The organism is Pseudalkalibacillus salsuginis (assembly GCF_021646685.1).
In the GTDB taxonomy this organism is placed as follows: Bacteria; Bacillota; Bacilli; order Bacillales; family Fictibacillaceae; genus Pseudalkalibacillus; species Pseudalkalibacillus salsuginis.
Genome location: NZ_JAKJHW010000002.1, coordinates 811268 through 836226, shown reverse-complemented (window position 1 = coordinate 836226; position 24959 = coordinate 811268). Strand labels below are relative to the sequence as shown.

Genomic DNA, 24959 nt, shown 5'->3' with positions numbered 1-24959 from the left:
ACGTTTACAATCAGCTGGTAGTATTTGAAATAACAACAAATCAGATTACATGCCCAGCATTTAAAGTATATATTACATTTCAGTAGAGGAGTTGTTTGAAGTGAAAAAGATCACAGTAGTGGGAACAGGGAATGTCGCCATGCGTACAGGACTTGAATTGGTCCGTCTTGGACATAAAGTGACTTGTCAGCAGGAACAACGAGATGCAAAGGCCCTATTGATTTCTCGAAATCACAATATGGAACTGACAGATGATAAGAAAGCTGCCTATAAAAACTCCTCGATCATTTTCTTAGACGTTGAAATTCCCATCCTAGGAGAAGACGAAGTGGACATGTCTGAAGCAGAAAAAATCATCGACGATATCTCTGAGTTTGTAAGACATGATTTCACCCTTGTCATAAACAGTGAAGTACCAGTGGGCACGAATAAGTGGGTACTGGACCAGCTTCGCGAAAAATTCGGTGACCTACCAATCAGGTTTGATGTTGTATCCAAAACCGATCTTTCCCATATCAATGGAAAAATCGTCATCGGCACACATAATGAAAGTTCAGCTGAAACCATCGATGCCATTTATAAAACATATAAGCACAAAATCATATTTACCACACCGGAGAATGCTGAATTCCACAACTTTGACCTAGCCTATGCCAACTAAAGATACAATACGAATCATATAAAAAGAGGCTGATCAATATTTGATCAGCCTCTTTTCTATAAACGATATCAAAATCAATACATTTAACTAGATCTTTCCAAGTGCTTTTTGGGTTGCTGGACCTACCACTCCGTCAACTTTCAGTTTCTTTGCTTTTTGGAATTTACGGACAGCGGCATCGGTATTGTGCCCGAATATGCCATCGATTCCATTCGTGCTATACCCTAACTCAGTCAGTCGTTTCTGTAGATTCTTCACCTCTGTCCCGCGGCTGCCCTTTTTCAAAACAGTGGTGGAAACAGGGACTGTTGAACGACTTGCTACTTTAAAACCATTTGCAGATGCAAGGGTGGTGAAGGATTTTCCTGAAGTCGTAATGATGACAGGGGTGTTCACAGGAACCCTGTTATATAGCCACTGCACCTCATTATTGTGCATCCGGATACACCCAGCACTTACATATTGACCAATCAGATTGGCGTTGTTGTTCCCATGGATGGCGTATGTGGTGCCCCATGTCCCTCTCGCGTTCAGGCCAAGCCAGCGGTTTCCTAGTGGGTTCCTCGGATCTCCACCTGGTATTTTCCCTGTATAATAGGGGCGGTTCACAATTTTATTGACAACTTTGAACCTGCCTTCTGGTGTATAGGAAGGCTTTTTCCCGGTAGCGACATGGAACACTTTGATCAATTGATTGTTTTCAAAGTATGCAAGTTGATTGTTCGATTTATTGATGATGATGTAAGAAGCTGATGAGGCTGACGCTGGTTGATGCACAAAGAAAAACATGAAACCGAACACTAACAAACCGACGATTATTTTCTTCAATCCTGTCTTCATTTCTCTCCGTCCATTCCCCTATAGATTTCAAAGCCTCTTATTCTATGTTGGAGAAGGGTAGAAGTATTACATTCCTGTAAAGAAATTTAAAGAAAAAATCATGAATCATTTTCAGGTTTTGTAAAATAAAAATTTCATAAGAAGGATGCTCTGATATGCTTGATTACTTCAAAAGGGATTGAAATCCTTTTGGGGCATTTTCTTTTCTGGATCAAAAAAATTGGGATTGTTTGTAACAACCGATTCTTCATATATCGTTCCTTTTCCTATGGTGAAAACCTCATGAAAGCAAGCGCTTACAAGGATTTTAAGCAATCTTTTTATTTGATTATCCGGAAGATTCTGATAACATATTACAAAACGGGCGAGCTGCCAATGACGTCTCAAATAATAAAATAGAGGAAGGTGAAAGTGTGACTTTACAAAAAATAGAACAAGAAAAAGCAAGTGATCCAATTACACCTTTACGACGTGATGTGAACCTTTTGGGTAATATGCTCGGTGAGATTCTGGTCCATCATGGCGGGGAAGAATTATTGGACAAAGTTGAAACGATCCGTAAATTGACAAAAGAACTTAGAAGAAATCGTGAAACCTCCACGTATGAAAAATTGAAAAATGAAATAAAGTCTTTAAAACCTCCGATCCGTTCCCAAGTGATCCGTGCATTCTCAATCTATTTCCACCTTGTGAACATTGCAGAACAGAACCATCGCATTCGCCGCCGCCGCGAATATCAGCTTTTTGAAGACCAGGGTGTACAGCCTTATTCGATTGAGAGTGCGGTCCTGTCGTTGAAAGACCATAACATCGATGAAAAGGCCCTTCAGAAGGTGCTCGATGAATTATCGCTTGAATTGATCATTACAGCACATCCGACTGAAGCAATGAAGCGTACTGTACTCGAAATTCAAAAAAGGATTGCAACGATCTTGAAACAACTCGATCATCCGCAATTGACGACTAACGAACGTGAACGGATACTGGAGAGCCTGTTCAATGAGGTGACTGTCCTATGGCAGACTGATGAATTGAGACAACGGAAACCGACCGTCATGGATGAAGTGCGTAATGGCCTTTATTATTTTGATCAGACATTATTTGACGTCCTCCCTGACATCCACCAGGAGCTGGAGGATCGGTTGGAAGAAAGTTACCCTGAGGAAAACTGGAACGTCCCGAACTTCCTCCGTTTCGGTTCATGGATAGGCGGAGATAGGGACGGAAATCCGAATGTTACACCAGAGATAACCTGGGAAACGCTAACCAGACAAAGAAATCTAGTGTTGAAAAAGTATGATGAAGTACTTGTCGAATTGATGAAGCGGTTCAGCCATTCCACTACTCGAGTCAACGTGAGTGAGGAACTTCAGGCTTCTGTAGAAAAGGAAGAATCCTTGATTCAAAAAGAAAACCGATGGCCGATAAAAGAAGAAATGTACCGCCGGAAGTTCGCCATCATCTTAGAGCGGTTGCGTCAGGTTGGAAAATCTGAAACAGGTTATCAATCCGCCGATCAATTGCTCATGGATCTTCAAATGATCCAGACAAGTGTAAAGCACCATCAGCCTTCAAAGCGCGAATTGAAGATGCTACGCAAACTGGTACGTCAGGTGAAACTGTTCGGTTTCCACTTGGCTACACTTGATATCCGTAACCACAGCGGAGAACATGAAGCAGCGATAGCTGAACTTTTACAAAAGGTGAACATCCAAAGCGATTATAGCAACCTCCCGGAAACTGAAAAGATTGAACTGTTGGAGGCGGTGTTGAAAGACCCGCGGCCTATAACACTGCTGAATGAAGACTATAGTGAAGAGACACAGGAAATGTTGAAAACCTTCCAATTGATCCGTGATGCCCATAAAGAATTCGGTGAAAACTCGATCGAAGTATATTTGGTCAGTATGACGGAATCAGCAAGTGATCTATTGGAAGTATTAGTCCTGGCGAAAGAAGCGGGCATTTACCGTCTTCATGCGAACGGAGAGGTCGAAAGTGATCTGAATGTAGCCCCACTGCTTGAGACCGTAGATGATTTGGTGGCAGGACCAGAGATTCTGAAAACGTTGTTCGAAATGGACGTCTATCGAAAACATCTGGACAAACGCAACAACCATCAAGAAGTCATGTTGGGCTACTCTGACGGAAGTAAGGACGGTGGAACGTTGACAGCTAACTGGAAGCTGTATAAAGCTCAGCAAGAAATTCATGAAATGGCAAAACAATACGATGTCCGCTTGAAATTTTTTCATGGGCGTGGAGGCTCACTTGGCCGAGGCGGAGGTCCGTTACACAGAAGTATTCTATCACAGCCTGCTGAAACGTTAGGTGATAGTGTGAAAATCACGGAACAAGGCGAGGTTTTATCGTCCCGTTACCTGTTGAGAGATATTGCATACAGAAGTCTTGAGCAAGGCGTTTCTACATTAGTTGAAGGTGCGGCCCAAATATCGAAGGAGACAGAGAAGGTACACAATCGCAATGAGTGGGATCAAGCGATGGAAGATATTGCGGATGTATCTCTTTCAAAATATCAATCTCTTGTATTTGCAGATAATGATTTCCTGACCTATTTCAATGAAGCCACTCCTCTTCAAGAATTAGGTGAATTGAATATCGGTTCCCGCCCGATGAAACGGAAGGACAGTACCAAGTTTGAAAACTTGAGGGCGATTCCATGGGTGTTCGCCTGGACACAAAACCGCCAGTTGATTCCAGCGTGGTACGCTGCAGGTACAGGATTGGCGGATTATGCTTCCAGAAGTGATGATCACCTGAAGCAATTACAGCAAATGTATGAGAACTGGCCATTCTTCAAGTCTACGATCGCTAACCTGCAGATGGCATTGACGAAAGCGGATATCCATACCGCTGAAGAGTATACAACTCTCGTCGGCGATCAGGTTATTGGTAAACGTATCTTTGAAAATATTGTGGACGAATACAACAAGACGAAACAGGTGCTCCTACAAATTACGGGTGATAACGAGCTTCTCGATCAGCAGCCGACGATCCAAGAATCCGTCAAGCTGCGGAACCCATATGTGGATCCATTGAACTTCCTACAAGTGGAACTGATCAAGGAACTGCGTGAAAACAAGACAGAAGATGCCGATACACTGACAGAAGTGTTACTCACAATCAGTGGCATTGCAGCAGGATTGCGTAATACAGGCTGATTGCCGGTCATTAAAAACTAGCAGGTGATTTTCAAAATTAAATCACTCTGCTAGTTTACTTTTTAAAAGATAAGAAAGTATAAATTCGATGAAGTGATGTTTAGCTTCAACGCCTAACCACTTGGATCACTTCAATTCTCCTGCGGCGGTCGACACATTGGCTGAGGTCGAAAGGGTTTACCCACGCAGAACCGAACTTTGTTTGGTTCGAGCCCCTCGTCGGACTTCCAGAAAAGCAAGGATTTAAAAGAGAGGGTTTGTGCTGGGACATTATGAATATACTTTTTGGCAAATTCGGTGATTTGTATATGTCCTCCATCTTAAGGGGAGGCACCAAATTTATTTTATGAGGGATGTTTATGTCAGTAATACAATACTCGATCGTAGATGTTTTTTCTCAAGGGAAATATACTGGAAACCAATTAGCTGTATTCAAGCTGACCGGATATGTTTCCGACCATGAAATGCAACAAATAGCCAAAGAAATAAACTTTTCGGAAACAACTTTTGTATTACCGGAAACGAATGAAAACTGTTACGATGTCCGTATTTTTACACCTAATCAGGAGATCCCTTTTGCTGGACACCCCGCTTTAGGCACTGCATTTATCATCCGAAACGAAATAGTACAGGAACCCCTGGATAAACTTAACTTAAAATTCAAAGCTGGGAACGTTACAGTTTCGTTTGATAATGAAAAAGAAATTCTATGGATGGAACAAAATACGCCGGCATTTGGAAAAATCCTGCACCCTGGTCAAGTAGCTGAAGTACTGAGTATTGATAAGCAACATATAGAGAATAGGTTTCCAATACAAGAGGTTTCTACTGGACTTCCTGTTATTGTCGTCCCTTTAAAATCATTAGACGCTGTTAAAAAAGTAAAGATAGATAAGGATAAATACTTCAAGTTAATTGAAGCTCTGGATGCTAAAGGAGTAATGGTTTTTTCTCCAGAAACCTATCATACGGAAAATGATTTGAATGTCAGGGATTTTGCAGAGTATTATGGTATTCCTGAAGATCCAGCTACCGGAAGTTCTAATGGCTGTTTGGCATATTATCTGGTTAAATATCGCTTCTTTGAAAGCGGTGAAATTAACCTTCGTGTAGAACAAGGATATGAAATCGATCGACCTTCCCTGTTGTTTTTAAACGCATGGGGAGTTAATGGGGAAATCAATGTTCATGTAGGAGGAAGAGTGGAAAAAATCGCTCAGGGTGAATGGTTCATATAGCATTAAGGGTTAAAAATTTTGTTTGTCAGAATAGTAGATTCTTACATTTTACAGAATTCAAAGGGGAAATGGGTACAGGGGCTTGTTTAAAATTAGGACAAGTCTTTTTTTTGATAAAATAACATTGAGGTTGAATTCCTTAATTTGAAATAATTGGTGTCATAATCAGGCCTAATTCTTATTCATTGTCTAAAGCTATGTCTTGAGAAACCAAACCGTGACGGTTGCCTATTATTCAAAAGGATTCCATGGGAGACTAACAATTGATCGGTCAGAATCTATAGATTTCAAATTCTTTTATCCTGACGAGACTCCTGAGAATACCGTTAAAAGTCACAAAGTGATATTAGATGAGTTTTTATCAATTCATAGGTAGTACAAACTTATTATTATTGGCTTGATAAAGCATTTTTTTATTAAAACGATATGGGTTGATAGTATGATTATTTTGTAGTTGAAAAATGGAGGTTGGAGGGGCTGTTTATGGATATTAAATTAGATGACTTGACTGGGACTGAAATAGGTGAATTGGTAAGGGGGCATCTTCAAGGCATGACACTCCATTCCCCGCCCGAAAGTATACATGCTCTTGATCTTGAGGCATTACGGAAACCAGAAATAACATTCTGGAGTGCATGGGAAGAGGGAGAATTAGCTGGATGCGGAGCCCTGAAGGAGCTTGACACCCACCATGGAGAAATCAAGTCAATGCGAACTTCTACATCACATCTCAGAAAGGGTGTTGCAAAGCGAATCCTTGAATACATAATTGAAGAAGCCAGGAAACGGAGTTATCGACGGTTAAGTTTGGAAACAGGATCAATGGATGCATTCATCCCAGCAAGAAGACTTTATGAGAATTTTGGATTTCAATATTGCAAGCCCTTTGCTGATTATATGGAGGACCCTAACAGCATGTTCATGACGATGGAACTTTAAGTGTTTTCATCCAATAGAAGGCTTGTCCATCAAGATTATCTTCTTTTTTATAAAGATTGAATTGATTTCACTGTTTTGAAATAATTGGTATCAAATACAGGAGTCTTGAAGGAGAGTGAGAGACTATGGGCATCGGCCAATTAGTGGATATAGGGGGAACAGATTTATATTACGAGTATGTTGGAGAGTCAAATGACGGTCCTACGATAGTGTTTGAGTCTGGATATGGATGGTCACTAGACAAATGGAACCCAATTAGAGAAGAGATCTCCAAGTTTGCAAGGATGTTTATGTATGACAGGGAAGGTGTAGGGAGAAGCGGTAATAGTGATCGACCAAAACATAGTCTGCAAATTATAGAAAATCTTAGAAACTTGCTTAAGAAAGCTGATATCAAACCACCTTACATATTGGTAGGACACTCATTCGGTGGCATCAATGTCAGATTATATGCTAGTAGATATCCTGCCGAGGTAAAAGGTATCATCCTTCTGGATTCCGCTCACGAAGATCAAAACAAGAAAATGGTTCCATTATTTACGAAGGATATTCAGCAAGTATATTTAGGACAATTCGTAGTAGAAGCATCTTTGGATGAATTTGAGGAGAGCCTGGAACAAGTACGTGGAACTACTCTCAAAAATATTCCACTCATTGTCATGACAGGGGGTACACAACAGCATCATACACAGGAGTCTATGGCTGCTTGGATGGATTTTCAAAAAGAACTTAAAAATTTATCCACAAAAAGCAAACACATTATCGTAAAAGAGGCTGGACATGCTATCCACCATGACAGCCCCAACATAGTAATAGATGCTATAAAAGAAATGGTATGCTCTATAGATAGCAGAAACTAAAGGAGCGTATTCCCGGAGGAAAAGATCCTTCTAGTTATAAGGATAGTTTTATGGATTAGACGAGCTCAACTTTTCGGTTAGGATAGTCCATTATCAAACGACTATCCTTGGCAATGTCACTACCGAAAATGCCATCTAGCTTAAAGAAAGTCGCATATTCTGTTAACAGCTTCCGCATGTTACTTAAGTTGTTTACTTTGTTCGATCCACTTTAGATAAATTTTCCGACCGTAAAAGGACAAAATTTGCTCTGACCGAAAAGGAATTCAAATGGTTGGATAGAAGTATAAGTACAGTCTTAATCCTTAATATAACTGTCGCTACTAGAAAGGAGCACCCTGTGAATATTGAATTTATTAAATTAACTGAAGCTACTTCATCCCATGTGGAGAAGTTAAACATGTGGGAAAACGATCCCACTTTGATTCCGTTGACTAGACCTAACCAAAACAAGGAGGAATTTGAACGCAAGAGAATAATCACCTTAGATGAACTGGCACAACGAATTGAACATAGTCATGTATATCTGATTTATCTCGATGACAAGTTGATTGGAGAAATGAACTATACGGTTGACCCGGATCACCTTTACAAAAAAGAACCTGGAACCGCCTGGATCGGGATTACAATAGGTGAAAAGGAAGGCAGGGGGAAGGGAGTCGGCGAAATGGCGATGTGCCATTTAGAGGAACAGATCAAGCTTCATGGGCTTAAGCGTATTGAACTTGGCGTTTTTGAATTTAATAAACAGGCGCACAAACTGTATCAGAAGTTGGGTTACCAGGAAATCAGACGGATCAAAGACTTCACCTATTGGAATGATAAAATGTGGTATGACATTCGTATGGAAAAGTATCTGGATTAGGGACAGAGGAGAGAGTTGAGTAGAGATTAAGGGTTCGATTTTGTATACATACATTACGCTTTAAAACGCATGTAATTTTCACAAAGGAAAATCGCATGTGTTTTTTCTTGTGAAATTTTATGTTCATTTGTTACGATTAAGATTGTTTAGGAGCGGACTAAGATTTTCCCTGTAGAATCCCAGTATCGAGGGAAATATCTTTAGCATCAAGCAAAGTTCATTAGGACATCAACCATTAGATAAGCACCCTTTTATGATTTATTTTAAGATGATTTGAAATTTGACAAATTGAATAAATTTCCTCAGGAGTGAACACGTTGACACATAAAGCCTATTTGGCACTTGCGCTTCCTCTGACCATCACCACCATCACCACCCCTTTATTGGGAGCAGTAGATACAGCTGTTGTGGGACATATGCCTGACCCGGCTTACATCGCTGCGGTAGCTGTCGGAACCATCATATTCAACACCATGTATTGGCTATTTGGCTTTTTACGGGTCAGCACAACCGGATTTACCACCCAATCTCATGGTGCTGATGATAAAGAGGGTATGATGCTTGCATTAATAAGACCTTTACTAATCGCTCTCCTTGTAGGGATTACTCTCATTATTCTCCAGTGGTCGATCACCCGTTTGTTTTTACCTTTGTTAACCCCTGATCAGAATGTACAGTCTCTTGCAACAGAGTATTTTAGTATAAGGATATGGGGAGCACCTTTTGGATTATTGAACTACGTGATTATCGGCTGGTTGATGGGAATGCTCATGATAAAAAAAACGCTGTTTCTTCAGCTTTATCTAAACCTTACGAATATTGTACTCGACCTCTTCTTTGTCATTATTTTAAACTGGGGAGTGCCAGGAGTAGCTAGTGCAACCTTGATTTCAGAAATCACCACGTTTGTGATAGGTCTGATTATAGTCTTGAAAGTGTCACCCTTTGAATTAAAGATACCTTCTATGTCAAAATTCATGAATACTTCGTCGTTTAAAAAAATGATGCAGATGAACCGTGATCTATTTATCCGTACATTTTGCCTATTGATCGTATTTAATTTGTTGACGGCAAAAGGGGCTTCATTTGGAACTGAAATACTTGCTGCTAATGCCATACTGATCCAGGTCCATTTCATCATGGCCTACCTTTTTGATGGTTTTGCAAACGCATCAAGTATAATGGCAGGAAGGGCGATCGGTTCAAGGGATCATTTATTGTATAAAATGACCATAAGGCTTTCTTGCCAGTGGGCTGTTTTCACCTCTCTAATCATAGCCGGTACCTACTACCTATTTGATTACCGCATTTTCCGCCTGTTCACAAAAATTCCAGAAGTTCTGGAGGAAGCACAGACCTATCAGAGCTGGATACTGCTTTTCCCGCTCCTCGCCAGTTTTGGTATAGTCCTTCATGGGTTGTATGTTGGTTCAACAGAAGCAGCCCCTATACGAAATAGTATGATATATGCCCTTATCTTATTTTTAATGGCTCTTTTCTTAACGGTTCCTAGTCTGGGAAACCATGGGTTGTGGTTCGCTTTCATCCTCTTTAGTGTAGCGCGTTCCTTTTTTTTACTCTTGTTTGTCCCAGGTTTACAAAAGAAGCTTTTTCCTTCAAATGAAATTTATGATGGAAAGAGGGGAAAAATCTATATAGGAATGCGTTCTTAGAAGAACAATAAATCTGCTAATGGCGAATCGTGTGATCGAACCGCACTGAAACGGTTAACTGCTATTGATGAGTTTCCTGTTTAATTGTAAATAAGTGGTAGAATATATACAAGAAAGCATATTCAGCTTATTTTCACGAGTGGGATCGTCAAAACCTTATTGACTGATAATTTACTGCGAAAGGAAGAAGGGGCTACCTCAAACATAGGTTTAGGTGCCCCTTTAATCGTTAAACTCGCACTAGCTCGAACCTGGATAGATCCACTATTAATATCCGTGTCTCTGTACCAAAGAGTGTCCCGACTTGATAGGCGAAGGTACCACATCTAGATTGATCATCAGTACAAAGTAAGGTGAAGATTGTCGGGCAGTCTGCTCCCGTTAAACATAATGGACCTTTACTCCCGACAAGGATAAATCGATCTCTCCCGCCAATAATTAATGATCGTTTTGTCAATTCTAGGACGATGAACGCGGTTTCCCCTTCATTTACGTTAACCATCTCGGTAGATGGATTGTAACCACTTGCTGCGGCATTTACTCGGTACGTTCCAGCCTCCAGTCCTGTAAATGCAAACAGTCCATCGGTGGTCGTAATCGAATCGATTATGGTTCCATCTAGCATACGGAGGACAACAAACGCTACATCAATGCGATTTCCTGTTGTTGCATCTATGACTTCCCCACGGATGGTGGAATGAACTTGCTGTGGACTAAGTGTAAAGGAGACAATCGTTTGCTCACCAGCGGTTAAAATGACGATCCGAGTAACTGGTGTAAGGCCGCTTGCACTGGCTAATACCTCAACTTCTCCAGGCGGCAGATTTCCAATTACATACTCCCCATTCAAATCTGTTGCTCCTCGACCAATTAACAGCCCGTTTTCATCGAACACACTGACAGATGCCGTTCGAACCGGATTCCCCTCTGAATCGGTGACAAATCCTCTAATTGAAGCCGGATTAGGTTCCAACTGGAAGGAAACTGTTGTCGTTTCATTAGGGGAAACCGTTTCCAATACTGCCTTGGATATGAAGTTGGATGCTGTTGCTCTTACCGTGTATTCACCAGGAGCAAGACCCTCAATCGTATAATTTCCATTTTGGTCAGTTATGGCATTGGTAATCGGTCTATTTTCGTTATTTAACACGACCAGGATAGCGCCAGGGATCGGATCACTGTTCATGTCGGCTACCGTTCCAACAATCCGTCCTGGCAACGGATTTAGGGCGAAATTAATTTCACGCGTTTCCTGGTTTTCAATGGTAAATTGTTGATAGCCATTTTGGAACTCAGGGTTCAATGCAACAAGATCATTAACACCTGGCTCGATTTTATTGAGCAAGTAGTTACCATTAATGTCAGTCTGGACTTCTTTCACAACCGTTCCTCCTGCATTCGTAAGCCGGATGCGAGTGTTAGGCAGCCCTTCCCCTGTAACTGCACTTGTAACGCGTCCAAAGACAGAGGCATGTAGTGGAGATAATAGGAAATCTTGTTCGGTTACTTGGTCACTGAAGACTTCATCGCTAGCATCGGCATTCCTGAAACCTTCTTTACTAGCTATAAACGTATAAACACCAGGAGTCAGTCCATTGATGACATATCTCCCCTGGAAATTAGTAGCCGTTGAAGCGATGATTGGACCAGCTGGTGAGAACAATCGTACGATAATGGTGGCACCCACAATCGGGGTCCCGTTTTCGTTTGCTTCTGTAAGCCCAAGAGATATAGCACCTGTCTCATCATTGTCCATGAATACCTCCCCCGCTACAGCACCAGGGTTCGGTAATAAGACAAAATCATTTGTCGTCGTTTCATTGGGAACGACTTCCGTACTCCACGATTCAGTACTGAAATTCAATTTGCTAATAATCAATTGGTAGTTGCCAGGCTCCAACCCAGTTACCTGGTAAAAGCCGTTGTTATCCGATAACACGGTGTGTAGGACTACCTGTGTCCGATCGAGAACTTGAACTGCCGCACCAGGAATTGGTTCTTCGGTCTGACGATTTGTAATGACCCCGTTAAGAGACCCCGGTTCAGGAGCCAATATCAGTTCTGTCTCCACTTGTTCACCAGGATCAACCACAATACCAACGGAAGTACTTCCGAATCTTTCCCTCCTTGCTGATACATTCAACGATCCAGGAGGTAAATCAGTAATAACGAACCTGCCGTCTTGATTCGCAAGCCCTGCAGCGATACTGATTCCATCTTCATTCGCGACTGTAATTTCCGAACCAGGTACTGGTTCTTCGGTCAACCGGCTTAGGACAATACCTACGATCGTGCTACTTAAAGGTTGCAAAACGAAAGGAACATTCGTTGTTTCATCTGGCCGTACAATAACCCCGACAGTAACGGTTTCATAACCATTAGCGGCTACATTAAGCAAATAGTTTCCTGGTGAGAGATTGATGAAACCAAATACCCCATCAGTTGAGGCCAGTACGGTCTGAAGGATGATATTTTCCGGAGTCATCAATCTTATAGACGTATTTCGCCCTATGATTGGCCGCCCTTGTTCATCCAGTACTGTTCCTCTAATTTCACCTGGATTCGATTGTAAAAATAAATTCACATTTGTTTCCTGTTCGCTTACAACATTTACTCCAACAGTTGCTTGTGCAAACCCATCTTTTATAGCGATCAGCGTATAGAAACCTTGGGGTAATTCCTGAAATAAATAGGATCCTGTTTGTGTCGTTACTGTCGTGGCAATTACAATGCCATTTCCATTTAGAACGGAAACAGTCACGTCTTCCTGAGGCTCACCAGTTTCAACTTCAAGGACAAAACCTCTGATAGACCCAGGATTTGCAGTCAAGGAAAAATCGAGGTCATTTAAGGCCTCTCCTTGTTCAAGGGTTATGCCTGTAGATTCTGCTGCAAACCCTGACGCCTTGACAAGTACAAGATATGTCCCCCTTTTCAAGTTCGTTATCGCATAGTTTCCGTTGCTATCTGTTGTAGCAAACCCGACGACAACATTATTCAGGTCGATTAATTTAACAGTCGCATTCGCTATAGGATCTCCAATTGAGTCAGTTACAGTTCCACTGACCGAAGCTGGCAATGGATCCAAAGAGAGATTGGCTATTGATGTTTCGCCCGACATTACCGTCGCCCCGACCGATTCTTGAGAATACTTGAGTGCGGAGGCAACAACATTGTATACACCTGGCAATAGTCCTGTAATTGAGTAATTCCCTAAACTATCCGAAACGGCTCTAGCGACGGGATCAATACTAGTCGACTTATAGACAAGTACAAGCGCTCCGACAATAGGTGCATGGGTTTGGCTATCCGTCACTTTACCACCAATGTTTCCTGTGTTCGGCTGAATATTGATATTCACCGTTTCTACTTGATCAGATACGATCGTGACTCCGACTACAGGACGGTTGAAATTTTCTTTGACGACGACCAGGCGATATTGATCAGGTGTAACCCCAGGGAAACGATAGAAACCATTCTGATCAGTATCAATCGATAAGATGCGGATACCCGTCTCCGTATATAGAATGACAGTTGCATTTGGAACTACCTCACCCGTCTCACTATTGCGGACAACCCCATTTACAAAACCGGGGTTTTGCGGCAGCAATAGATCAACCGTTTTGCTTTCATTTGCTATAACCATAGTGGTCGCCTCAGCTGTTCCAAATCCTTTTGCAAACCCGATGAGTGTGTATGAGTTCGGTTCTAATCCAAAGACCGTGTAATATCCGTCATCGTCACTCAGGGTAGAGGCAATGAGTGGACCTGATGGTGATAGCAACCTCACAAAAACCGTCGCTCCTGCAATTGCCTCTCCAGTTTCCTGATTTCGCACGATTCCATTTATACTCCCGACAATTGGAGTCAATGCAAAGCTAAGGATAGCAGTAGCTTCAGGTTCAATAGTGATGGTAGCTGTTTGAGTGGAGACATCCATTCCACCTGCAACGACCCGATAATTGCCTGGCTCCAATCCTTCAACTAAATATTGACCCGAGAGATCAGTTGTCGTACGGGTGATTTCTGATCCCGTGACGGTTGATATGACAACGACTGTACCCGGAATCGCATTCCCTGAGATAATATTTGTTATGAAACCCGTCAGAGAACCAGGATTCGGATGGAGTTGAACGGTTACGTTCGTTGTCTCATTTGGAATTAAGTTCACTGTCAAGGCATCGGAACCAAAACTTGATGCAGAAATACTTACTACAACCGTTTGAGGTGGCAGGTTGGTCAGTTCAAACGTACCGTCTTGATTACTTACGGTATAAGCCAGAAAGATTCCAGTCAGTGAATTCACTTCAACCCTTGCCCCAGCAATAGGGTCACCAGTTAGTTCATTCCTTACAATACCGGCCAACGTAGATGTAATTGGCGATAATGATACGGTTACGTTTGTTGTACTGCCTGCAGTAACATCGACTGAAACGGTTTTGGCAGCAAATCCTTCCTTACTCGCGTTGATCAAATAACGTCCCGGTGCCAGGTCATCGAAACGGAAGGTCCCATCCGACTGTGCGACAGCGGTTTGCAGAAGAAAACTGACTTCATTCAACAGTTTCAGTTGAATGTTACTTCCCGTAATCGGCTGACCGTTCTCATCAACTACTCGACCGCTAATATCACCGACTACATTCGTCAACGTTATATTCGCAGATGAAACCTGATTGCTCTGGATAATCACACCGATGGTTTCTGTGGAGAAGTTAGGTGCTGTCGCGACAATGTTATAACTTCCCGGTGACAAATCCTCAAATTTATATGCACCGAAGCTGTTTGAAAGGACCGAAGCAATAAACCCTCCATGCTCATCACGTAAAATTACCGTCACACCTGAAATTGGATCCCCATTTGGATTGAAGATTTCACCGATAGCCGAACCTGGATCAAATGTCAGCACAAAATCCAGTGATTGTGAAGACCCTGGAGTGAGTGTGACTCCAGTCATCTGGCTTCCTGTATTTGGAGCACTGACAACGACTTGAAACGATCCTGGCGGTAAATTTCCTATTGAATACCTTCCATTTGCTTCTGTAGCCCCGGTCCTGATCACATTTTCATTCAAGTCGATGACCCTGATGATCGCATTTCCAATCGGCTGTCCATCTGTACCTGAAACTTGCCCGGAAATCATCGATGGGTCCGGGATTAACGAAAGTGTTACTTCAGTCGTCTGATTCGATATGACAGCCGCACCGACTACATCTGCAGCAAAATTAGGTGCAGCTGCAGAGATGACGTAGGAACCAGGTGCCAAGTTTGGAAATATGAATTCACCCGACTGTGTTGCGACAGTTGAGGAGACCAACACACTGTCACTCGTAAACAAATTGATAATGGTATTGTCTACTATTGGGGTCACAGCACCTGAAATACTTCCCGGATTCGGCTCTAATGAGATGTTCCGCACCTTCGTATAGTTTTGTTCGACCACGACACCTGTGATCGCAGTCTGGAAGCTTTCGGCTGAAACGACAATCGTATAATCTCCCGGGGGGAGGCCATTAAACAAGTATTCTCCCTCTGAATCTGATAGGGTCGATTGTACCCTTACCCCGTTCTGATTGTTGATTAAAATCTCAGCCCCTGTTAAGGTTTCACCTGTTTGTGCATTTCGAATCGTTCCAGTAAGAGCACCTGGACTAGGTAATAAGCTTATATTGACTGTTTCAAGTTCGTTTGGACCAAGTACGATGGAGGCGGCATTCGTCTGGAAATCCTTTGCGGATGCGACGATGCTATAAAAGCCTGGGCTTAACCCCGTAACGAGGAATTGCCCGCCAGGATCAGTAAACGTATTCGAAATGACAGCTCCATTCAAATCAAGAATACGAACCTCAACAGACGCCCCAGCGATCGGGTCCCCCGTGGTACCATTCAGGACAGAACCTGTAATTGCAGAAGGTTGGGGAACCAATTGGAAGTTAGCAATACTCGTTTGATTCGAAAGCACATTCACTCCCGTAACGATACTTTGGAAGTCAGTCGCCAGGCTCGCCAATTGATACATACCTGGTTCTATGGAAGGAAGAGAATATACACCTTCATTATTCGTGACCGTTCTGGCAACGATAATATCCGACTGAGCCTGGCGTAAAACGAGTACAGCCCCTCCTATTGGATTTCCCTGGTTGTCAGTCACGTTTCCAGCTATATTCCCAGCCAGAGCCGTCATTGTAATTTCAACTATTGAGGTTTCGTCCGAACGAACAATGACACCTTGAGAGTGTGTTGCGAAGTTTTCTGCACTGACCGTAACCGAATAGGATCCAGGTGTAAGGTTGGAGAATCCGAATCTGCCCGTATTGTCCGTAACGATCGAACTTACTAACACATTTTCGGAAAACAATCGGACAAGCGCTCCCGAAATCGGATTCCCGGTTTGATCTGTAACTGATCCATCGATAGAACCGACAAGCCGTTGCATGGTTGCATTGACGGTGGTTGATTGGTTTTCCTCAACGACCCCGCCTAGGATTGTAGAGCCATATCCATCTGCAGAAAAGATGATACTGTAGCTTCCAGGGCGTAAGCTGCCAATTGTATAGGATCCATTACTGCTTGTAACCGTACTTGTGACGTCGATTCCAGATTGATCGATGACACGGACATTTGCAGATGGAAGGGGTATATTCGTTCTTTCATCCCTGACCGTTCCGGTGAATGTACCGAAAACGGTAACAAGCCGGAACGTTAATGTTTCGGTTTCACCTGCACTAAGGGTGGTACCCAGTGTCTGCTTGGCAAAATCATCCGCGCTCGCCTGGAGGAAATAGGTGCCAGGTGCTATTGAATTGAACGCAAATTGCCCATTTGTATCCGTAAAGGTAAAGGCTACAATAATGCCTGCTTCATTTTTAACTTGGACAAGAGCATCTGCAATCGGTTGTCCTGTCGTATTTTCCACAGTCCCATTAACAGTCGCAGGGTTTGGACTAAGGACAAAGTTCACCGTGGAAACACTATTTGGTGATACTTCCACACCTTCTGTTTTTGATTGGTAATTATCACGTGAAACACTGAGCGTATAATGACCTGGTTTTACTTGGGGGAAGTAATATGAACCTCCTGCATCTGTGACCGTTTGGCCAATCAACGCTCCGAATGTGTCCGTCAAGGTAACTCGTGCGTTCTGAAGCACACCACCACCCTGCGCAGTGACACTTCCATTAATTGAGCCTGGAAGCGGCGGGAGGGCTAAGTTCAACGTACTGATTCTATTGGACGAAACTGTTACTGGCTGAGTAACAGTTGTATATGCAGTCTTCGAAAAACGAACCGTATAACTCCCGGGTTCAATCGAAGTAAAGCTATAGTCTCCACTTCCATTCGTCGAAGTCGTCCCTATCTCGGTACCATTTTGAAGAAGTTCCACCGTAACGCCCGATAAGGATAAACCAGTGTTCCCATCTAAAACGGTCCCTGATAATCCACCAGTTTCAATAACTTGTAGATTTGTAACTTCTGTAGCTGGCGTAATCACACCACCGGTTGATAGATCATTCCCTGATGCTTTTGCATTTTCGAAGATCCGGGTTCCGGATGTAGTGAATGCCCCCTCCACATTGAAGATTAGTGATACGGAAGCCCCCGCTGAAAGGTTTCCGATCGTCCAATTCAGCGACTTGGCAGTGGTATTGAACGTTGCAGTTCCTAGTCCAACTGACTCTATAGTGAAACTGCTTATATTATCCAATCCAATAATGTCATTTACAGTAACATTTGTCGCTGCGCTTTCACCTGGATTAGACACTGTCAAACGGGCTCTATACGTATTGAATTGCCCAGCTATCACAGAAGACGGACCACTTAGAAGTGTTTTTTCGACATTCAGATCGGCCCTTATATCAGAATCTGAAACTGAAACAGGCTCAGAGAGAGTCTCTACAAATTGGAACCCTTCAATAAATCGTAACGAATCTTTGTTATAATTGTTTTCGTTTGTAGCGGTGAAGCCGATGAACTGTAACGCACTTACTTCTGTTACTCCTAAAATGGAAAACAGGGTAGAGGCAGGAATGAAAAAATCAAGGAAGAAATCCGGGTTTGAACTGAAGTTCGAATCAGCCGGGGTAACCCGGGCTACATCGAAATTGATGATTGGCCGGCTGTAACTCGGTTCCCCTCGACCATCCAATCCTTCAGCAGGATCATTCCACGAATTGAATTCCTTCACTGTATTTTTGATCAGGTTCAACTGTGCTCTCAAACCATTTACGGCTAAAAGGTAATCGTATGTTCCAGCTTCACCGCTTGAATTGATCAGAATCCCCCAAGAAAAACTCCGGAATGAAGTTTGAGCTATATTTCTTGGATCTCCGTTTAGACGTAAACGGAAATAGACGTTAGTGCCATCATAAGCAAAAAATAAAGAGGGATACGTTTGATTTCCTACAATGTCCGTCGAAATTGGACTTTCATCACCCGATGCATCAAACATAAAACGGTCATCATCAAGTCTTATCGGCAGATACTGAACGTTTTCTGGAAAAGACATCTCATTTTTTCATCTCCTCACATAACATTTCTAGGTATGTTATTCACTTACCAAACAATCTGCTAATGGAAAGTCGTAGAGTAGTACTTATGCCATACGATTGTAGGTACTGTGGTGTATGACTGGTTTGTGTTGTGGAGTTGATGAGGTGCATAAATGGTAAATTATGAAGTGGAAATTGGATGTAAAGTACTTGGCTAGGGTTTCTGAATACCTTACGAAATGAAAAACCGGGCGTAAGGTACTCATCGAGGGTTTCTGAGTACCTTATGAAGCGAAAAACCGGGCGTAAGGTACTCATCGAGGGTTTCTGAGTACCTTATGAAGCGAAAAACCGGGTGTAAGGTACTCATCGCGGGTTTCTGAGTACCTTATGAAGCGAAAAACCGGGTGTAAGGTACTCATCGTGGGTTTTAATGGGGAAAGTCAATGATATAAATATGCTCTATCTTTTATCCGCACAAAAGGATATCGTGAATAGAGTTAGGTGATTTTTGATTTTAGGCAGTATGAATATTTAAGTTCATAAGAATTACTCCATTTAGAAATCTTAAGGAAAAAGGAGGTATTTCTTATGATGGGTTTTATTGTAAAACTTTTTGTATGTCCACTAACCGTATTTTTTGCTGATCTTATTTTTCCAAATGTAAATTATGAGGCTTTTTATCAACCTATAATCGTAGGGTTAATCCTCGCTGTATCTGCCCATATGATGGAAGTGTTGTTATTGAAAAGAGGTACATTTTGGACTAGAACTATTTTGGATTTTATGGCCGCAACCGTGATTGTTTACTTTGTTTCATTATTTCAAGTGGCAACAGTCACTTTTTTTGGAGCTGTCTTGACTGCCATCCTCTTGACGATAACAGAGATCGTTCAACATCGCTGGTTGATTAACACTGGAAAAACTCAGAAATCGCGGGTTACTATTAGAACCCTTCCCTTAAGGAGAAACAATATTATCTAACTTTATATAAAAGTAGGGGAATCGATAACCATGAGCTTTTATACCATTATGAGAAACTAAATAAAAAACATATTTGCCTATTCAGCTTGTCCACACCAAAGGACTTGCTTCAGCATAAAAATAAATATCTCTTATAAAAAGGAGGTGGATTATATTGTCATATAAAGATGAAAACATCAACGTTGAAAACAGGCTTAAAGATGAAAACGTCAACGTATCAGAAAACGAACTTAAAGATAAAAACATTAACAAAGCTTACGTGAAAAAAAGCGGGAACTCTTACGTTGATATTGTAATTGATGTAGACAGTGAATCTAAAACTCGTGTTAAAGCACGTGCTAACCAGGACCAAGATCAGGACCAGGATCAAGATCAAGACCAAGACCAGGATCAAAAACAGCGACAAAAACAATTCGACTAATTTATTGACTAGGGACTGACCCCTAAAAAGGTGTAGACCTTCAATTACATTTAGTATTAACATTGAAGGAATTGTACACTTTTCGGGGGCCACTCCTTTTAATTTCCCAAAAGGAGGCTTGAATTTGGGCATGGACAACCAATCCGCCGTTAATCACAGTGGAAACTCTGACGTAGATGTGAATATCACGATCGATACGACCGCATTAGCTTATGCTTATGCTTGTTATATGCATGCTTCTGGCAAACTTAGTGATGAAGAGTTTGATAGGATGATTCGTAAATTAGATAAGCTTTTAGAAAAAAATAAACATATAAGCTCCCGTGATGCTGTATTAGAATCAAAGAAAAGCAAGAGAAAATCAAGTTCGTTTTCCCGACAATCCTCAAGAACAAAAGAGGAGGAAGATCATTTCATGTTCTTTTAGAATAATAAACGATTCAGAATCAGATTACCTTTTAGCCTATTACAATGGGGTGTTTTATTTAAAGCACTCCATTTACAAAACCTAAAACAATAATCAGTCAATTTCATACTTCCGAACTCTATCTATCACTATCAAAAATAAACCATGTATACGACTCCTGCCAAGACAATCCGGTAAATCGCGAAAGGAATCAGTTTGATTCGGTTGATCATTCTCAGAAAAAATTGTATGGAGAGTAAAGCAAAGATAAAAGCGCTAACAAACCCGACGATGAAAAACGGCAGAGCATCCATCGAAAAGTACTGCCAGTTTTTGACTAAGGAAAGGAAACTTGCTCCTGCCATGATCGGGACTGCCATGATAAAAGTGAAGTCTGCTGCTGCACGGTGGCTCATTCCCACAAGAACCCCACCGGAGATCGTTGAGCCAGACCGGGAGAATCCTGGCCAAAGGGAAAAACATTGAATAAGACCTACCGTAAGAGCTTGTTTGTACGTAATTTGGTCCACCGTTTTGACAGTAGCTTCTTTTTTACTGAAAAAATCCGCGAAAATCATGAAAAATGCCCCGATAACGAGACCAACCAAAACTGTTTCAGTCGAAAATAGATACTCATCGATATAGTCCTCAAACAATACCCCCAATACCCCAGCAGGCAATAATCCGACGATCACTTGGGACAATCTTAGTCGATTTTGTGGTTCATCACTATTAATGCCTTTCTTTCGTTTCAAACCGATCAGTCCGATCAATCTGTCCCAAAAAACGACGACAACAGCTAATATGGATCCAAGCTGGATGACGACCTTGAATGTATTGGCAACATATTTTGTCAGGAACTCTTTCGATTGAAGCCACATGTCATCAACGATAATCATATGCCCGGTTGACGAAATAGGGGCGAATTCAGTCAGTCCTTCGACCATTCCTAAGATAATCGCTTTTAAAAATAAAATCAGATCCATCAATCATTTATCCTCTCATTTAATGATCGTTCTTTCTCTTCTTAATAACAGATGTGATGAAGAATAGGAGGCCAGCAGCAATGATGATATAAATGATACTGGAGTAGATGTCCATAAATTCCAATATTTTATCCCATGAATGTCCTAACGCAGATCCAATCAGGACAAGAAATACGTTCCAAATCAGTGTACCGATTGTAGTAAAAAGGAGAAAAAGCTTGAACTTCATGTTTGACATGCCCGCTGGAATTGAAATTAAGCTTCGAATAAGCGGGACCATCCGACAGAAAAGCACCGTCCAATAGCCGTAATCGTCAAACCACTTGTCGGCTTTCCGGATATCCGATTTCTTGATCCGCAAAAGGGTTCCCCATCGATCGATGATCCTTTCAAGACGGGCTACATCCAAGAACAGACCCAACTGGTATAAAATCAAAGCCCCTGCTACAGAACCTGCCGTTGCGGATAAAATTACATAGGGGATACTCAGTGTGGAATAGGTTGTCAAAAAGCCACCAAAGGGCAAAATCACTTCAGATGGAATCGGTGGGAAAATGTTTTCCAGCGCCATCATTATAAAAATCCCGAAATAACCATAATGTTCCATGAAACTAGTAATCCAATTCTGCATCGGTTTCTCCATATCTAAGTTTGTCTTTGTTATATTAATCTATTTTTCAGCAGAAAGGAATATGAAAAAATACACATTTGTTTAGAACAAGGTTAGAACAGCTATCTGAGTTTTAACAGTGGGATCAGCGGGAATGGATAAGTGAAAAAAGCGAAACATTCAGGAGGGAGTTTACATGAAACACTACAGTGTTGTCCCAGACCGCGATGTGAACGGCTGGTTTGTGAAAATCGAGGAAACTGCACCTGCAGATCATTATGAAATGAAATCAGCTGCGATCGAATACGCAGAAGAAATTGCGAAAGAAAACAAACCGAGCAAGCTATCTATCCTTGATAAAAATTTGGAAGTCGAAGAAGAGAGGACATATTGATGAAAGGGCGACCAGAACATAAGTAAAGCCGATGTGCGGTCGCCTTTTTATCATTTAACATCATTTATTTCAACAACTAAAGGGTCAAACGCTACAATTATGAAAATATCTCGACAACTCAAGAATTATCTCGACATTTGAAAATATCCTGAAAACTAGATATTAAGGTCGGCTTGTTCAAGGTGGATGTCCTTTGCACCGTTAAAGGCGGCGAAAGCTTCGAGTGCATTTCGGATCGCATCACGCAGCTCGGTTGTTTTCTCCACCCAGGGTTCCAGCTGCAACAAGCGGACGATCAACACTTCATTTTTCCGATCGATTTGCGGATCCATCCTTCCGATCAGGCGATCGCCATATAGGATCGGCATCGCATAGGGGCCGTATTTCCGTTTAGAGCGAGGAGTATAGATTTCCCACTTATAATCGAATTCAAATAAATCCTTGATACGCTCCCGGCTCCATAAAAGATTATCGAGCGGGGATAAAAAGGTGGCAGTACCTTCCAACGACTTACCATCACCAACAAACTGTCCGAGCTCATCCATATCTTCAGCTAGCATGTAATATTGCCGTTCTGTTCCGTCAACTTCAAGTGGGATGACGGCTCCTGCATCGACTCTCCGCTCAACTTCTGCACGCCGTTCGACAGCTTTCAATTTTTGCCATCCGAATCTGGGGTCACGCGGTTCAAAGACACTATAGGCTCTGAGATATTTGTCAATCAGCATTTTCCGGGCTGTTTCTTCTTCCATTGCTCGGGTCTTTTCCAATAGATCTGAGCTGACTGTCCGTTCTGTAAGATCAAAATAACGCTCTGTCCGATCTCTTCTCACAACTCGTATAATGCCTGAATCCAACAACAGATTCAGCGCAAGCGAAGTTTCTTTCGTCTTTGGTAGCTTGTTGTCCCAGTATCCGTGGACGCGTTTTTCAGATTGGAAAGCCCGGGAAGGAAGCGGTCCTTCTGATCTCAATTGCTCGATCACTGCGTCTACCACAAGCCCTAGCTTTTCCAATGATTCAGCAACTTTCAGCTGGATTCGTTTACGCGTCGGTTCGAACAGCGGGAAATCCTCCATCGGGATGACACAGGCTGCATTCGCGAAATACTCGAACACTTTTCCTTCTGCTAAAAGACCATCCAGATGCCTCGTTTCATACCCTGGAATACGTGAAGCCAGTACTAAATGCTGGTTTCGTTCCACGACAGAGACAGGATCAAGCTGCACACATTCAAGTTTTTTTACCATTTGTAATGCGTCCGAACAACCTGCCTCCAATAAAGCTTGTTTAGATAAAAGGAATCTGCGCAGAGCAGATTTTTCCACAGGAAATTTTGCTGTCATGACTATCCCCCTGATTTATTAAAAGAATGCTTTTGAAAATCCTCAATCAGAACATATGGATCGCTGAAAACTTGGCGAAAGCCATAACCGACAAACAATGGGGTTGTTGGATATCGGGGGACGATCTTGATGTATATCTTATCCAGCCAATGGTAGAAAAAGAGATTATAGCTTGAGCAGCCTTTGTCATTATAATGATGAAGGATATAGTGTACAGTTTTCTGGATATAGTCCGCAGCCTGATCGATTCCGGTAAGATCATCATCCATGGCGATATTGAATTCGGTAAAACCGATCATCGGCATCGTCGATAGGTTTAGTTGGATCCCGTTGAAAGAATGGATTTCATCTCCCTTGAAATAATCCTCCTTCAGGTTTTCCCTGTAATCTGCGTCATGGAAGCCTATGATCTGCATGTGCGGGTGACGGACGGATCCTCCTGAAAGTGGACCATAGTTTTTAAAGAAAGAAACAGATTTATAGTTTCCTTGTTCCTCCATTTCAAACCATTTCTTGACTCCGAATCGGATCAGTTTATAAAGATGAGGTTTCGAATACTCGGAAAGTTCAGATTCACAATCGTCCGTTTCGATCAGCACAGTTTGAAATGCATCTTGGACTACAGGGTATTTATTCTTCACAAGGATGATCGAGTCCTGTGTCTCTAAAATTTCTGAAAGTCCTTCTGACACACAAAAAGGACAAGGTTTTTCCTGATGGATGTTATTCGGTTTTTTACGGGCGATCAATTTATCAAACTTCAGAATCGTATCCTTTTTCATAATATCACCATCGTGTTCATTCATATTAAAAAAACATCTTCTACCTAATTATACGGCTGATCAATTCGGTTCGTCCATGCTCAGGCATTTTCTTTTATATACCATCGGCAAAAAACCATGAACATATCCATTTCTATAATGAACGTATTTAGGATATTATGACCTTTGAACGTGGTCCATCATCTCTAAGGTAAGAAACACTTCAGTTATGATTCTTGAATCCGGTTCTATTCTTTGCTTCCTCCAAGAGTAGGCAGTTACAGGACGAACGTAGTGGTCGAATTCG

At 42.0% G+C, this 24959-nt stretch carries 17 protein-coding genes; 11 read left to right on the top strand and 6 right to left on the bottom strand.

Annotated features, from left to right (window positions below):
* Positions 1–100: 100 nt before the first annotated feature.
* The gene (locus L1611_RS09070; protein WP_236312746.1) at positions 101–661 is read left to right on the top strand and encodes a hypothetical protein; all 561 of its coding nucleotides are present in this window, start codon (positions 101–103) and stop codon (positions 659–661) included.
* Positions 662–748: 87 nt separating this feature from the next.
* Here L1611_RS09070 and L1611_RS09065 read toward each other — a convergent pair whose 3' ends face one another.
* A complete protein-coding gene (locus tag L1611_RS09065; protein ID WP_236312745.1) occupies positions 749–1501 on the bottom strand; it encodes a L,D-transpeptidase family protein in 753 nt (250 codons plus the stop codon).
* Between the two features lie 413 nt (positions 1502–1914).
* Here L1611_RS09065 and ppc point away from each other — a divergent pair, with 413 nt between their 5' ends.
* The 6 genes from ppc to L1611_RS09035 all read left to right on the top strand — a co-directional run bounded on the left by ppc (position 1915) and on the right by L1611_RS09035 (position 10258).
* Complete coding sequence (ppc, locus tag L1611_RS09060; RefSeq protein ID WP_322972532.1) at positions 1915–4683, top strand: phosphoenolpyruvate carboxylase; 2769 nt, start codon at positions 1915–1917, stop codon at positions 4681–4683.
* A 359-nt stretch (positions 4684–5042) separates the two neighbouring features.
* Positions 5043–5921 (top strand): PhzF family phenazine biosynthesis protein, encoded by an 879-nt coding sequence (locus L1611_RS09055; RefSeq protein ID WP_236312744.1) that lies wholly within the window; start codon positions 5043–5045, stop codon positions 5919–5921.
* A 483-nt stretch (positions 5922–6404) separates the two neighbouring features.
* Entirely contained in the window at positions 6405–6860 is a 456-nt protein-coding gene (locus L1611_RS09050; RefSeq protein ID WP_236312743.1) for a GNAT family N-acetyltransferase, read from the top strand.
* A gap of 125 nt (positions 6861–6985) precedes the next feature.
* Positions 6986–7720 carry an alpha/beta fold hydrolase gene (locus L1611_RS09045; protein ID WP_236312742.1) on the top strand — a complete coding sequence of 245 codons (735 nt, stop codon included), beginning with the start codon at positions 6986–6988 and terminating at the stop codon, positions 7718–7720.
* Positions 7721–8060: 340 nt separating this feature from the next.
* Positions 8061–8585, top strand: a complete 525-nt coding sequence (locus L1611_RS09040; protein ID WP_236312741.1) for a GNAT family N-acetyltransferase — start codon at positions 8061–8063, stop codon at positions 8583–8585.
* 317 nt (positions 8586–8902) lie between these two features.
* A complete protein-coding gene (locus L1611_RS09035) occupies positions 8903–10258 on the top strand; it encodes an MATE family efflux transporter (protein ID WP_236312740.1) in 1356 nt (451 codons plus the stop codon).
* A gap of 229 nt (positions 10259–10487) precedes the next feature.
* Here the strand turns inward: L1611_RS09035 and L1611_RS09030 are convergent, their stop codons facing one another.
* Positions 10488–18761 carry a carboxypeptidase regulatory-like domain-containing protein gene (locus L1611_RS09030; RefSeq protein ID WP_236312739.1) on the bottom strand — a complete coding sequence of 2758 codons (8274 nt, stop codon included), beginning with the start codon at positions 18759–18761 and terminating at the stop codon, positions 10488–10490.
* Between the two features lie 574 nt (positions 18762–19335).
* Here L1611_RS09030 and L1611_RS09025 point away from each other — a divergent pair.
* From L1611_RS09025 to L1611_RS09015, 3 genes are all read left to right on the top strand, one after another.
* Positions 19336–19728 (top strand): DUF2512 family protein, encoded by a 393-nt coding sequence (locus L1611_RS09025; protein ID WP_236312738.1) that lies wholly within the window; start codon positions 19336–19338, stop codon positions 19726–19728.
* Positions 19729–19882: 154 nt separating this feature from the next.
* Positions 19883–20149, top strand: a complete 267-nt coding sequence (locus L1611_RS09020; RefSeq protein ID WP_236312737.1) for a hypothetical protein — start codon at positions 19883–19885, stop codon at positions 20147–20149.
* Between the two features lie 124 nt (positions 20150–20273).
* A complete protein-coding gene (locus L1611_RS09015) occupies positions 20274–20576 on the top strand; it encodes a hypothetical protein (protein WP_236312736.1) in 303 nt (100 codons plus the stop codon).
* A gap of 131 nt (positions 20577–20707) precedes the next feature.
* Here the strand turns inward: L1611_RS09015 and L1611_RS09010 are convergent, their stop codons facing one another.
* The gene (locus L1611_RS09010; protein ID WP_236312735.1) at positions 20708–21541 is read right to left on the bottom strand and encodes an undecaprenyl-diphosphate phosphatase; all 834 of its coding nucleotides are present in this window, start codon (positions 21539–21541) and stop codon (positions 20708–20710) included.
* Positions 21542–21560: 19 nt separating this feature from the next.
* Positions 21561–22172, bottom strand: coding sequence for a DedA family protein (locus tag L1611_RS09005; RefSeq protein WP_236312734.1), 612 nt, complete (start codon positions 22170–22172; stop codon positions 21561–21563).
* A 175-nt stretch (positions 22173–22347) separates the two neighbouring features.
* On the opposite strand from L1611_RS09005, the gene L1611_RS09000 reads away from it, so the two are divergent.
* A complete protein-coding gene (locus tag L1611_RS09000; RefSeq protein ID WP_236312733.1) occupies positions 22348–22545 on the top strand; it encodes a DUF2188 domain-containing protein in 198 nt (65 codons plus the stop codon).
* Positions 22546–22700: 155 nt separating this feature from the next.
* On the opposite strand, the gene L1611_RS08995 is transcribed toward L1611_RS09000, so the two are convergent.
* Together L1611_RS08995 and L1611_RS08990 are read right to left on the bottom strand one after the other, a co-directional pair.
* On the bottom strand, positions 22701–23891 hold the full coding sequence (locus tag L1611_RS08995; RefSeq protein ID WP_236312732.1) for a winged helix-turn-helix domain-containing protein: 1191 nt from the start codon (positions 23889–23891) through the stop codon (positions 22701–22703).
* A 2-nt stretch (positions 23892–23893) separates the two neighbouring features.
* Entirely contained in the window at positions 23894–24697 is an 804-nt protein-coding gene (locus L1611_RS08990; RefSeq protein ID WP_236312731.1) for a DUF4931 domain-containing protein, read from the bottom strand.
* Positions 24698–24959 lie beyond the last annotated feature (262 nt).